Annotated in this window: 11 protein-coding genes; 4 read left to right on the top strand and 7 right to left on the bottom strand. The window is 41.3% G+C overall.

Features of this window, described 5'->3' with window-relative positions:
• Nucleotides 1-125 precede the first annotated feature (125 nt).
• The 3 genes from gltX to proB all read right to left on the bottom strand — a co-directional run bounded on the left by gltX (nt 126) and on the right by proB (nt 3229).
• Nucleotides 126-1610 carry a glutamate--tRNA ligase gene (gene gltX / locus GQR54_RS12770; protein WP_007581594.1) on the bottom strand — a complete coding sequence of 495 codons (1485 nt, stop codon included), beginning with the start codon at nt 1608-1610 and terminating at the stop codon, nt 126-128.
• A gap of 39 nt (nt 1611-1649) precedes the next feature.
• Entirely contained in the window at nt 1650-2009 is a 360-nt protein-coding gene (locus GQR54_RS12765; RefSeq protein ID WP_007581591.1) for a glutaredoxin domain-containing protein, read from the bottom strand.
• Nucleotides 2010-2125: 116 nt separating this feature from the next.
• Nucleotides 2126-3229: a glutamate 5-kinase gene (gene proB / locus GQR54_RS12760; protein WP_165721072.1), complete on the bottom strand. Its 1104-nt coding sequence runs from the start codon at nt 3227-3229 to the stop codon at nt 2126-2128.
• 119 nt (nt 3230-3348) lie between these two features.
• Between proB and GQR54_RS12755 the strand changes: the two genes are divergently transcribed.
• The gene (locus tag GQR54_RS12755; protein ID WP_166378089.1) at nt 3349-4308 is read left to right on the top strand and encodes a DMT family transporter; all 960 of its coding nucleotides are present in this window, start codon (nt 3349-3351) and stop codon (nt 4306-4308) included.
• Here the strand turns inward: GQR54_RS12755 and GQR54_RS12750 are convergent.
• Genes GQR54_RS12750 through pdsO form a run of 3 tightly spaced genes read right to left on the bottom strand, consistent with a single transcriptional unit; the run spans nt 4203 to nt 7625 of the window.
• Nucleotides 4203-4808: a class GN sortase gene (locus tag GQR54_RS12750; protein ID WP_166378085.1), complete on the bottom strand. Its 606-nt coding sequence runs from the start codon at nt 4806-4808 to the stop codon at nt 4203-4205. The genes GQR54_RS12755 and GQR54_RS12750 overlap by 106 nt on opposite strands.
• Nucleotides 4809-4825: 17 nt before the next feature.
• Nucleotides 4826-6847, bottom strand: coding sequence for a marine proteobacterial sortase target protein (locus tag GQR54_RS12745; protein WP_166378083.1), 2022 nt, complete (start codon nt 6845-6847; stop codon nt 4826-4828).
• Between the two features lie 46 nt (nt 6848-6893).
• Nucleotides 6894-7625: a sortase-associated OmpA-like protein PdsO gene (gene pdsO, locus GQR54_RS12740; RefSeq protein ID WP_166378081.1), complete on the bottom strand. Its 732-nt coding sequence runs from the start codon at nt 7623-7625 to the stop codon at nt 6894-6896.
• 204 nt (nt 7626-7829) lie between these two features.
• On the opposite strand from pdsO, the gene pdsR reads away from it, so the two are divergent.
• The 3 genes from pdsR to GQR54_RS12725 all read left to right on the top strand — a co-directional run bounded on the left by pdsR (nt 7830) and on the right by GQR54_RS12725 (nt 11370).
• Nucleotides 7830-8519: a proteobacterial dedicated sortase system response regulator gene (pdsR, locus tag GQR54_RS12735; RefSeq protein ID WP_166378079.1), complete on the top strand. Its 690-nt coding sequence runs from the start codon at nt 7830-7832 to the stop codon at nt 8517-8519.
• Nucleotides 8519-10657 (top strand): proteobacterial dedicated sortase system histidine kinase, encoded by a 2139-nt coding sequence (gene pdsS / locus GQR54_RS12730; RefSeq protein WP_166378077.1) that lies wholly within the window; start codon nt 8519-8521, stop codon nt 10655-10657. The genes pdsR and pdsS overlap by 1 nt, the downstream gene beginning before the upstream one ends.
• Before the next feature lie 548 nt (nt 10658-11205).
• On the top strand, nt 11206-11370 hold the full coding sequence (locus tag GQR54_RS12725; RefSeq protein ID WP_166378075.1) for a hypothetical protein: 165 nt from the start codon (nt 11206-11208) through the stop codon (nt 11368-11370).
• A gap of 5 nt (nt 11371-11375) precedes the next feature.
• On the opposite strand, the gene GQR54_RS12720 is transcribed toward GQR54_RS12725, so the two are convergent.
• Nucleotides 11376-12626 (bottom strand): multifunctional CCA addition/repair protein, encoded by a 1251-nt coding sequence (locus tag GQR54_RS12720; RefSeq protein WP_166378073.1) that lies wholly within the window; start codon nt 12624-12626, stop codon nt 11376-11378.
• Between the last annotated feature and the right edge of the window lie 95 nt (nt 12627-12721).

Raw genomic sequence — 12721 nt, 5'->3', positions numbered from 1 at the left:
AGACATAAAAATAGGCCACAACTTCTGTTGTAGCCTATTATGAGCCCTTTGAAAGATCGTTCAATTAGCTTAAACGATCTGCATTAAGCTTAATAAGCTCGGCTTTTATAAGTGCATTTTAGTAATTATGCACTTGGGTATTCGCGGTACGCACGCTCTATATTTTTAGCCTGCTTTTTAGAAATACCTAAATGAGCAAGTGCAACACGTAAACGAGCACGTGATAAGTCAGACCCCAATATTTCCATTGCATCAAGCACTGACGTACTTGACGTTTTGCCAGTAATTGCGACAAATATTGGCTCTAAAAAGTCTTTAATCTTAAGCTCGTGGAATGTTGCAACTTCTTTTGCAATTGCAAAAATAGCGGGCTTTTCAAAGCTACGTAAACCTTCAAGCTGCCATACAAAAAATTGTAGCGCTTGGCGAATTACGTTTTCGTCTGCTTTGCCGGCTGTTAATAGCGCAGGATCGTAAGTTGGAATACCACCTACAAAGTGCCCTGCAAGCTCAACCATATCCGACAGCGTATTAATACGTGTTTTAACTTCTGGTAATATTTTAGCGAGCATTTCGCCATTAAACTTCCAATCAACAAAGCGCTGAATTAACTGCTCGTCGGTTAGATTTTCACGGATCCACATGCCGTTTAACCAGCTTAATTTATCTACGTCGAATACTGGACCACCAAGCGATACGCGCTTCATGTCGAAGTTTTCAATCATCTCATTAAGTGTGAACTTTTCACGCTCATCAGGCATTGACCAACCCATACGGCCTAAGTAGTTAAGCACGGCTTCTGGCAGGTAGCCCATTTCTTTATAGTAATTAATAGACGTTGGGTTTTTACGCTTAGACAGCTTTGATTTATCTGGGTTACGTAGCAATGGTAAATGACCAAGTACCGGCGCTTCCCAACCAAAATCTTCATAAAGCTTTAATAGCTTAGGCGCTGAGTTAATCCACTCTTCACCACGGAAAATATGACTAATTTCCATATGGTGGTCGTCAACTACGTTCGCTAAAAAGTACGTTGGAAAGCCATCCGCTTTTAAAAGCACTTGCATGTCTACGTTTTCCCACGGGATCTCAATTTCATCACGTAGGTAGTCGTTAAACTTAAATGTGCCTTCGCTTGGGATTTTCATACGTATAACGTAAGGTTTGCCTTCAGCTAAGTTTGCTTTAATTTCTTCATCTGTATGGTTTAAACCACGACCGTCATATTTAGGGCGTAGGCCTTCTGCCATTTGCTCTTCACGCATTTGATCAAGCTCTTCGCTTGTAGCAAAGCAGTAAAACGCTTTACCATCATCAACTAACTGATGCGCGTATTTTTTATATAAATCGCTACGCTCAGATTGACGGTAAGGACCAAATTCGCCACCCACATCAGGACCATGATCCCACTCAAGCCCTAACCAACGTAGGCTATCCATAATCGCAAGTTCAGACTCTGGCGTGCTACGTACTTGGTCTGTATCTTCTATACGAAGTACAAATTCACCGCCTTGTTGTTTAGCAAAACAGTAGTTAAATAAGGCGATATAAGCGGTGCCAAGATGCGGGTCACCAGTTGGCGACGGGGCAACACGGGTGCGAATTGTCATGGTATATTCTCTTTAAATAAGTGAGATAATAAAAGTGGTTTATGCAGCTACTTTGTTTAAGTAAGCAATAATATCGTTTGATTCATACAGCCATTGTACTTGGCCGTTTTGCTCTATACGCAGACAAGGCACTTTAACTTTGCCGCCTTGCTCTAGTAGCTCTTGACGATATTGCTCATTGTCTTTTGCATCACGCGTTTCTATGTTTAAGCCTTCGCGTTTAATGGCGCGACGTACTTTTACACAAAACGGGCATGCTTTAAATTGATACAGTTTAAATTGTGAGGTTTGCTGATCAAGCTGTGCTTGCTCGTCGCTTGCACGCTTTTTACTGCGAGGAGTAAATACAAAATTAAAGAATAAGATTATACAACCTAAAAACCAACGAACTAATTTCATGTTCTGCGCTCTGCTTACAACAATTTAAGGAGCCAGATTTTAGCACAAATTTACAATCAAAAAAGTGTAATACTGCGAGAATTACACTCAAGTAATTTAATTTAATAAAAGTGCTTCTATAGCAAGACCATATCATCCCTATGAAGTACTTCTGCGCCACTATCGTAATCGAGTAACTGGCCTATTTGACTAGAATGCGCACCCTTTATTTTATTTACCTCGGTGCTACTAAAGCGCGTTAAGCCCCGTGCAATTACTTGATTTTTATTATCTATTAAATCAATTAAATCACCGCGTTCAAAACGTCCAAATGCATTAGTAACGCCTTTAGCAAGTAAGCTTGCGCCTTTATTTTGAAGGGCGCCAATAGCACCTGCATCTATAACAATTTGGCCGGTACTTTTAGGCCCGGCTAGTAACCATTTTTTACGGCCATCTTTTGGAGCGGTGAGTTTTAAAAAACGCGTGCCTGGTAACTCGTCACTCATGCATTTTAAAATAACGTTTTTACCTGCGCCTTTAGCAATAATAACTTCAACACCTGCGCGCCTTGCAATGTCGGCGGCTTGCAGTTTAGTCGCCATACCGCCGGTGCCTAAATTTGTACCACTGCCACCAGCAAGTTGTCGCAGTTCATCGTTTATATGTGTTACTTCACCAATGAGGGTGGCATCGGCGTTTGTGCGCGGATCGCTGGTAAATAACCCTTCTTGATCGGTAAGTAGCAGTAACTTATTAGCATTAGCCAAAATAGCGACAAGTGCCGATAAATTATCGTTGTCGCCTACTTTTATTTCGCTGGTAGCGACTGCGTCATTTTCGTTAATGATGGGTACAACGTCGTAATTTAATAACGCATTGAGTGTATCGCGGGCATTAAGGTAGCGCTCTCTGTCGTCTACATCAGCGCGAGTTAGCAGCATTTGCCCTACATTTACACCGTATAAACCAAACAAGCTCTGCCAAATATGAATAAGTTGACCTTGTCCAATTGCAGCAAGCATTTGTTTATCAATTAAGCTTCTGCCACAGGGTTTTAATAGTTGTTCGCGCCCAGCAGCTACCGCGCCGCTCGATACTAAAATAACGTGATGCCCCTGCTTTTTAAGCTCGCAGCATTGGCGTACTAATTCAACCATATGCGCTTTGTCTAGCTTATCGGTGCCGCCAGTTAGTACGCTTGTACCAAGCTTTACAACTATTACCTGTTCCCTTTGCATGTGCTTTTTACTACTGATTAATTAAAGATGAATTAATTTATACCAGCTCGGTATTTTTGAACAAGTTAAAAATATTCATGCTAGGATCTGATTTTATTAAATTATGTAAATTACTCTCTATGCCTGCCAGTTTATGTTTAATTATTGCCACCTTTTTATGGGGCAGCTCTTTTATTGCGCTCAAATATGCCATTGCCATTTACGACCCTACCTTGGTGATATTTTTACGCATGCTCACCACGTTAGTTTTGTCGCTTTGTTTATGGCGCTATGTTATTCGGTTTGAGTATTTAAAAGGTGACTGGAAGTATTTAGTGGGTATGTCGCTTGCTGAACCTTGCTTGTACTTTTTATTTGAAGGCCATGCAATGGAATACACATCGGCCTCGCAGGCTGGGGTTATTGTGTCGTGCTTGCCCATTATTATTGCGCTACTTGCCTTTTTATTACTTAAAGAATACATAAGCAAATCCATTGTGGTCGGTTTTACGTTGTGTATTGGCGGCAGTATTTTACTTACTCTTCTTTCACCAAGTTCTGAGCAGGCACCTAATCCGTTGTTGGGTAACTTTTTGGAGCTTATGGCTATGGTGTGCGCTGCATTTTATACCGTAAGTATTAAGCATTTGGCTAATCGCTACTCGCCTCTTACTTTAATTGCTTTGCAAGGTATTAGCGGTAGTTTGTTTTTTGCGCCATTTTTGTTTTTTATCGACCTACCAAGCGAAAACCAACATGACTTAACCGCACTTATGAGTATTTTATACTTAGGCTCGTGTGTAACTCTGGGTGGGTATGGCATGTATAACTACGCTATTAGCAAGGTGTCGGTATTAACTGCTGCGGCGTATTCCAATTTAATTCCTATTTTTACACTTATTTTATCAGCTATTATTTTGGGCGAAGTGCTTAACATTTGGCAATGGCTGAGCATATTTATAGTGTTTATTGGTGTAATGGTAAGTCAGCGCCATCAAGAGCTTGTGGTTGATATACCACTGAGCGAATCTGGCGAAGACATCTGTGCAGATACAAGCAATCTTAAATCAGTACCAGAGGCAAGCGAATCAAAAGGGTAACAGGTAAGCAAATAAAGCCCTGGAGTATGTAAAAATGTGTTCTGGGATTGATGAATAACCTCAATCCCTGTTACTTTATAATGTTGTACCTCCCCACTTTGTAACTGCAAAGTAAACTCCTCACCCACTTTGGCGTTTTGTAAAAATGCAAAGTGGGTGTCGTTATGCCCTGCTATTAGCGCGCCTTTTTCGTTTCCAAATTCTTTTCCGCCAAGCTCCCCTGCGGGTAAAAATTGGCTAGGCGCAAATGCTAAATTACGACCACTCGCTCCAGCCAATACGCTTAATGTTTTATTATGGCTTGGCCAATCAAGCTTTGCAGTAACGTAGCTGTCGGCGTAATACCACGGCCTTACTTTAATCCCGGGTGATTTAAGCGCCTCTTGCCATGCTTGTTCAATTAATACTTGAGCAAGCCACGCTTTTGCCTGCATATAAGCACCGTGACCAAATAATCCAAGCCCAGCGATTAGTAAGCCCGCGCTTAGCCACCTTTTCATTTTAAGTCTCTTTTCATTTAGGGATTCGCTCTGTGTTTAAATTTAAGAGCGCCAAATCCTAATAATAAAATACAGCCTAATAATATGTGCAGCCTACTTTGCCCATCTGTTTGTGGTAAACGCATCGCCATACCTTGTGGTACTACATTAGTAGCTTGCGCCGTTTGCTCTGCCACTTCTTTTATTTGAGTTTGTTCAATCGCTATAAAAGCAGTAAACGGGCTAAGTAATTGATGAGTAAGTGCAAGCTCCTGTACTTCATCTTTAACTGTATTTTGCTCGTTGTATAAAAGTAATGACTTAATTTTTTGGCGCGCCCACAGTTTTGCTATACCTTGAGCGCTTGAGCTATTTTGTGTACTTAATTTAATACTTAAAGGCCCTTGTGCTGTTTGCCCAGCAAGTACCACACTTTTAGCATTATTAAGTTTTATAGCGACCATGATAGGCTCGCCAAAATATAAATCAGGTAGTGGTGATGGCCAAAAATCTAAGCTGTTACCGCTTTCATCGCTTAGCGCCAAATTAGTAATAGCCGGGTGTGCAAGCTTATCAAACAACTGCTGCATTTTAGGTTGCACCTCGCTTGTGCTGCCTATAAACGTAAATGAGCCCTTACCGACATCTGCCGCTCGGCGCATAAAAAAGCTATTCGGTGCGCTGCCAATACCCACTGTAAATAAGCGGCTATCCCCTAACTTACTTTGAATATTTTTAAACAATACATCCTCATTACTAACGCTACCATCAGTTAAAAATACAACTTGGCGTACAAAACCATCAAACTCGCTGCCATCAAGTACGGCATTAAGCGCACCTTGTATTTCTGTGCCGCCGTCGGCTTCTAGGCTATAAATAAATCGCTCTGCACGGCGTAAATTAAAGTCGCTGGCTATAAGTGGTTTATCGCTCATTGGAGTCACTATGTTGTCAAAACCAATTATGTTAAAGCTGTCGTCGCTATCAAGTAATGACAGCGCATAAAACAAGGCTTTTTTAGCTTGCTCCATAGATTGCCCGTGCATAGAGCCTGACGTATCAACTACAAATACCATTTCGCGAGGTAAGCGCTGAGTTTGTGTAAAGTGATCCCCCGGTGGCATTAGCATAGCAAGCCCGTATCGGTCACCATTTTCAAACTGCTGAGTAAAAAATGCGGCTTGAGCTTGCTCTTTTTGCAGCGGTTTAAACTCAAGTACAAAGTCGCGATTAACTGCATTTGTCTCATTTAACGCTATTTTATATTGCCCAAATGCTGTGTTTTGTACATCAACATTATGAAATTTAGAATTGATATCCACCAGCTCTAAGCCTACATCTATATCAATGTTTAAGCTAAATTGGCTGCTTGGTACATTATCATTTTGAGTACTATTTTGAGTGATGTTTTGAATGCTGTAAACAGGACTTAACCACCCAGTTGGGAGTGGGTTAGTATGCGTTTGGTTTTGAGTATTAACCTCAACCTCACCACTAATCGCGTGATAACGCGGTGTAATAGTAGTCGGAAATCTAATAGCGAATGTGCCGCTGCTGTAGTCAATTATTTCTTGATACTCAAGCTCAATTACTACTTGCTCACCAGGACCAATATTTGCCACATTCGTAATAAACATATTGGCGCGTTGCTGGCGTACAAGGGCCGCTTGCTTGCCTGCTTTTTTAGCCTCCTCGTATTTTTTTTCGGCCTCTACCTTTTTATCAATTTGGCCTTTAATAACTCGCTCACCTATACGCATTGTCATGGCGTGTACGGCGCTTTCATCTGGCAATGGAAAAACGTAGCGCGCGTTAACTGCATACGGGTTTTCGTTTTGATAGGTCTGCGTTACTACAACATGGTTAATTAGGCCAGTTAAGGTCATATTGGCATCGCTTTTTAATATTATTGCAGGGCCTGCTGGCGCCCCATTGCTATCAAAAAGCTCTAACTTGGGTGATTGCGCATGGCTTTTAAAACTTGCTAACAGCACAATCACTATGAATATAAAAATGCTTACTTTAGTAAGCATTTTGGTTGGTTTACTCAATTTGAACATAAAATCACTCCATCGAACGCTTAGCTTTACTTAGATTCAGTTAGGTTTAGTTACTCGCCGTTTGGCTATTTACACCATTCATTGAGCGAGTGGTAAGCGTTACGCGTCTATCAAAAAAGTTATCTTCTACTGTGTTGCTATTAGCCAATGTTTGCTGCTCGCCAAATGCTTGCGTACTTAAGCGTTTGTGGCTCACACCGTGTTTTATTAAATAGCTTTGCACGGCATTTGCGCGTTTTTTAGAAAGTAAAAGATTAGCTTGCTCATCGCCGCGCTGATCGGCAAAACCGCTTAAATCAAGCGCGAGTTGTGGTTGGTTGTTTAACAAGGTAACGAGTTGGTCTAACTGCAATGCAAAATGCGGGGCTATAGCACTTGAGCCTGTTTTAAATTGCACCGTCATCGCCAATAAGTTATTAATTTGAACTTGAGTTAACTGCTCATTTTGATTGGCAAGCACTTCTAGCTGTTGCTCTAACATATTATTGTGGTTAAGCACGTGTTGGTAATCGCTGGTTTTTTCTTTCATAACCGTAATTGCACGCTCTTGCTCTGCAATTTTGTTATCTGCTACTTTTGAATCACCTATTAAACCACCGGCAAATGCCCCAATAAACGCACCTATTGGCCCGCCTACTACGCCGCCAATAATAGCGCCTGCACCTAGCCCAATAGCCGTTTCTTTATGGGCTTCTTTTGATGGCGTGTTAGATGTTGAGGCAATTGCTGGAGTACAAAAACTAGCAATCAGTGTTAACGCAATTAATGTCTTCTTCATGATTTGATCCTTAAACTTACTTTTAAATTTGTGATGTTTTGTTTTGATGGGTGTATTAAAACAAGTTCAAGTGGCAATAAAGGGGAGCAAAAATGGCAAACTGCTGAGCAATTGTGGCAAAAAAATGGCAATTGCCTTTTTAACCTTACTTAGGTTAAGAACTTCGTTATAGTGCACAACAGAGGCAATAGGATAATGATTAGAATGAAAAAAATAGCCATCATTGAAGATGAACCCGCAATCCGCGAAAACTACATAGAAATGCTGAGCTTACAGGGCTACCAAGTGAGTGGCTTTGCAGATCGCGCCAGCGCTGAAGCTGCATTTAAAAATGCCCTGCCCGATTTAGCCATTGTTGATATTGGCCTAGGCCATGAAATAGATGGCGGTTTTTTACTGTGCCAAACATTGCGATCGCTTTCTAAAACACTGCCTATTATTTTTTTAACCGCTCGCGATAGCGAAATAGATACCGTATGCGGCCTGCGCATGGGCGCCGACGACTACCTAACAAAAGACATTAGCTTGGCTCACTTGGCTGCACGTATTGGTGCGCTATTTCGCCGAATGGAAGCACTTGAACAACCCGCTGATGCAAATGCACTCATAACACGCGGGCAGTTAACACTCGACACGCAACGTATGCAGGTTTTTTGGCAACAACAATTAGTTGATTTAACCGTAACCGAATTTTGGATGCTGCATTCACTTGCCCAGCGACCAGGCCATGTTAAAAGCCGTAACGAATTAATGAGCGATGCAAAAATTTATGTAGACGACAGCACCATTACTTCACACGTAAAACGTATTCGTAAAAAATTTATAGCACTCGATAGCACCTTTGATTGCATAGATACCGTGTATGGCATGGGCTATCGGTGGGAACAACACTAATGCTACGATTTGGTCTGCGCAGTAAATTTATATTACTTTCATGTTTTTTGTTTTTGCTGCCGTGGCTTGGCTACGAGTACGTATGGGAAATGGAAAAGTTTTTACGCCAAGGCCAAGAAAAAACCCTAGTAGGCACCACTCGTGCTCTTGCTACTGCATTACATGAGCGCCCCGCATTATTTGACGAGCAAACTAACTTTTTAGATCAAGTAATAAAAGGCCGCGATTTATACGCTTATAATCTTAAAAACCCCATTCAACTCGACGGTAAACTTAACGATTGGGACAGCTATCAGCCGTTATTTTGGCATTACGACAATCGCTACTTACAAAAAACAGATAACAAACATCAAGCCAGTGACTTATCGTTTGATCATATGGTGGGAAAATTTGATAACTACTTATACGCTGTATTTAAAGTCACCGACAATACCCTTATTTATCGCGCTAAAAATAGCTTAAGTATTACCAATAACGATTATTTACAAATTGGCCTAAAGACGCCTGACGGCCAGTTTAATACTTATATAATTGCGCCGCGCCAAGATGGCTGGGTTAATGCATTTGATGCAAATACCAAAGCCCCATTTACAAAAATTCAGGGCTATTTTGAAAGTACCGAATCAGGTTATAGCGTAGAGCTGCGCTTTCCAATTAGCATGCTGGGCAACAAACTTGGTTTTGCCATTGTTGACATTGATAGTAAAGAGGCATTGTTAGAGCCTAAAATAATGTCGACCTCAAACTTAAATAATCCAAACGATTTAGGCTCAGTATTAGTTCCTTCTCCAGAAATTAGCCGTATTTTAAGAGGTATGGGTCACAGTGGCAGTCGTATTTGGGTGGTTGATAACCATCATCGCGTACTTGCGCAATCGGGTACTATTCAAAATGCAGATGGCGTATGGGCTGATGGACTTGCCAACCAAGCACCTGAAACTTGGTGGCAGCGCTTTGAGCTAAATTACTTACACCCAATTTACTATAAAATCTTAACGCGTCCCGAAAATGAGTTTTTAGATACCCTGCACGATGTAGCTTCTATGCAAGGCACACATTTGGCGAAAGCATTAAAAGGACAACCAGCATCGTCTTGGCGCTTAACCCCCGACAGCAAAGCCGTTATTTTATCGGCCGCTTATCCTATTTGGATCCAAGACCAAGTAATTGGCGCGGTAATAGCAGAGGAAACCACAAACGGCGTACGTACACTACGTAATAAATCACTCGAAAAACTCTTTAACGTTATTTTAGCTGTGATGCTAATTGGTACTGTCACCTTGTTCTTTTTTGCCTCACGTATATCGAACCGAATTAGGCGGCTGCGCGATACAGCTGAGCAAGCAATTGATGCACAAGGGCGTGTTACCGGCAGTATTAATTACAGCGATGCTAACGATGAAATTGGCGATCTATCTCGTAGTTTTTCAAACATTGTTAGTCGACTTGGTGGCTATACCGATTACTTAGAAAATATGTCGTCGCGATTGTCACATGAGCTGCGCACGCCGGTTGCCGTAGTGCGCTCATCCCTTGAGAACTTACAAAGCTTGCCACAAAACGAGCTCAGTCAAAAATACCTCGATCGCGCCAGCGAAGGCGTTGAACGCTTAGGTAAAATAATAACCACCATGAGCGAAGCCACCCGCCTTGAGCAAAGTATTCAAAGCAACGAACCTGAACCTTTTGATTTACAAAAAGTAATAAATGGCTGCATGCAAGGCTATCAGCTTACCTACCCAAACCAGTTATTTACGCTTGATGTATGCCAAAACAAATTACCAATGCAAGGTGCACCAGAGTTTATAGCTCAGCTGCTTGATAAACTTATTAATAACGCGCTGGAGTTTAGTGAAGCCAATACGGCGATTAATGTAAGCCTTAAGCAGAGCGAAAATAAAGCAACACTAACAGTGAGTAACACTGGCCCAGCTTTACCCGAAGGATTAACTGAGCATATTTTTGACTCAATGGTGTCGGTACGTAGCCAGCAAATGCAACAACAACCACATTTAGGCTTAGGGCTTTATATAGTAAGGCTTGTGTGCAACTACCATAAAGGCAATGTAACAGCGCAAAACAACGAACAAGCCGATGGTGTCGTATTTACCGTAACACTGCCGTTAGTCAATGGTTAAGGCTGTATTTATACCGTTATATTCGTACCGTTATATTTATAGCTACAGCATTATATGCAAATAGTAATTACGTAATAAATTAGGGTCTGTTGATCTTTGCGGATTAAAATTTGTTCAAACTAGGGGCTATTTAATCGCGGCGCGAGATTTGTAACCTAGTGGGCTAAGTCAAAACCGAGCAACAAAGAGTAAATAGCCCCTAGGAAGAACCCTTTGGGCAGCGCATGTTTGGCATTAATGCTACGTTATCGCCTATTTATGGGGAATAACCACACTGTATAGGCTCTGCCTTGCCTAAATACCAAACAGACTGCTGCAAATTTAACCTTGAAAGATCAACAGACCCTAAATTCAGCTGTATATTATTTGTTAAACTAATTTATTTTTATTTACCTCAACTCCATATAAATTAACAATTATATTCTACTCGTCCCTCAAAACCTGCCGATTACAATTTAGTGCAACTTCAAATGTAACTATTCACTTTTTATTCAGTCAAACGGCCATACCCTAATACCATATTAAAGTATTACATTTGAGGAATACCCATGAAGCCATCACTAGAGCGTGAAGAACTAGACTTTATTTTTGATTTATATAGGTCGTCTAAAAAGCCTGAATCAGAGAGTGTAAAACCTAAAAGTACTAACTACAAAGAGCTAAGAAAGCACGACACGACTAAAAGCCAAGGTATATCGCACTACCTAGTCTAATTTGATTACGCTTGAGAATTCACGCGTTCCAAAAATGCTTTAATGCAGTTTATTTCGGCTAGTTTTACTTCTTCGCCTATTTCAGGGCCTTTTTTGCCATTTTTAAGTGCATTTTGCACTACCTGCTTCTTATCCATTTTTTGCAGTTCAGTATGAATTGCTCGCAGCTTAGCTGCTTGCGGGTATGGCTTGTCTACAAGTGTTTTACCACGCCCTTGTGCATCGCATTGGCACGCTTGAGTAAACGCTATAAAACGTCCTGGGTGTACCAACGCATTTAAGTTAGTCACTATTAGCTTGTGAATGGTTTGCGGCCTTAACTGATCAATCGTGTGGCAAAGGGTGTGATTATCACTGGTGAGTACGCCAACATCGCGAAAACGGTTAGGCACTTTTAAGCGCTCACAAAACTTTTCAATTACCGCAACGCCTTCGCGTTCGTGTCCACGTAAGTTTCCATACTTTTTAAAGCTAAGTGCTTTACCAAAGTCATGCGTTAGTGCTGCGAAACGTGTTTCTAAATCAAAATTTAAATCGGCAGCGCGCCTAAGTACCAGCATAGTATGTATAAATACATCCCCTTCAGGATGATGGTTTGCCGGTTGCGGTACATTAACCATGCACTCAAGCTCTGGGAAAATACCTAAGCCTTGCAGTGCTTCAAAATAAAGCTCAGGGTGCTTTTCACCCAGTGCTTTTTCAGTTTCAAGCCACACGCGCTCAGGTACTAAATGATTTAGCTCACCTTTATTTTTAAGCTCGCGCATTAATGCATACGTACTTGGGTGAATACGCCAATCACTGCCATAGCGCGCTAAAAAACGGGCAATACGCAGTACTCGAACAGGGTCTTCTACAAATGCCTCTGTGGTGTGGCGCAGTGTTTTATTTTGTAAGTCAGTTTGGCCATTAAACGGGTCAATAATATTACCGTGTTCATCAAGCGCCATTGAATTTATGGTTAAATCACGCCTTGCTAAATCTTCTTCTAGCGTCACTGTTGGGCTGGCATCAACCACAAAGCCAGTATAGCCTTTGCCACTTTTACGCTCTGTGCGCCCTAGTGCATATTCTTCTTTTGTTTTTGGGTGTAAGTAAACCGGAAAGTCGCTACCTATTGGCACAAAACCAAGCGATTGCATTGTCTCTGGTGTTTCACCAATCACTACATAATCGTTATCTTTTGATTTTATATTTAGCAGCTTGTCGCGCACTGCACCACCAACGAGGTAAACTTTTTTTAAGTTACTTTTCACTTTATTCCTAATAACACTTGCCCAATTGTTTGACGCTAATCATAACATTAATTAAAAAATTCTGCGGTGTTTGCCAAGCTTAAGTAAGCTCATTA

This window comes from Pseudoalteromonas sp. Z9A4, from assembly GCF_011378845.1.
GTDB lineage: Bacteria > Pseudomonadota > Gammaproteobacteria > Enterobacterales > Alteromonadaceae > Pseudoalteromonas > Pseudoalteromonas arctica.
The sequence above is the reverse complement of the archived record's forward strand: the minus strand, read 5'-3'. Positions and strand labels throughout refer to the sequence as shown.

What these genes read in the sequence shown, in the direction of transcription:
- pdsO (WP_166378081.1), bottom strand. Translation starts at nt 7,625, where the DNA reads ATGAAGAAGACATTAATTGCGTTAACACTGATTGCTAGTTTTTGTACT.
- pdsR (WP_166378079.1), top strand. Translation starts at nt 7,830, where the DNA reads ATGAAAAAAATAGCCATCATTGAAGATGAACCCGCAATCCGCGAAAAC.
- GQR54_RS12755 (WP_166378089.1), top strand. Translation starts at nt 3,349, where the DNA reads ATGCCTGCCAGTTTATGTTTAATTATTGCCACCTTTTTATGGGGCAGC.
- GQR54_RS12750 (WP_166378085.1), bottom strand. Translation starts at nt 4,808, where the DNA reads ATGAAAAGGTGGCTAAGCGCGGGCTTACTAATCGCTGGGCTTGGATTA.
- GQR54_RS12765 (WP_007581591.1), bottom strand. Translation starts at nt 2,009, where the DNA reads ATGAAATTAGTTCGTTGGTTTTTAGGTTGTATAATCTTATTCTTTAAT.
- gltX (WP_007581594.1), bottom strand. Translation starts at nt 1,610, where the DNA reads ATGACAATTCGCACCCGTGTTGCCCCGTCGCCAACTGGTGACCCGCAT.
- proB (WP_165721072.1), bottom strand. Translation starts at nt 3,229, where the DNA reads ATGCAAAGGGAACAGGTAATAGTTGTAAAGCTTGGTACAAGCGTACTA.
- pdsS (WP_166378077.1), top strand. Translation starts at nt 8,519, where the DNA reads ATGCTACGATTTGGTCTGCGCAGTAAATTTATATTACTTTCATGTTTT.
- GQR54_RS12725 (WP_166378075.1), top strand. Translation starts at nt 11,206, where the DNA reads ATGAAGCCATCACTAGAGCGTGAAGAACTAGACTTTATTTTTGATTTA.
- GQR54_RS12745 (WP_166378083.1), bottom strand. Translation starts at nt 6,847, where the DNA reads ATGTTCAAATTGAGTAAACCAACCAAAATGCTTACTAAAGTAAGCATT.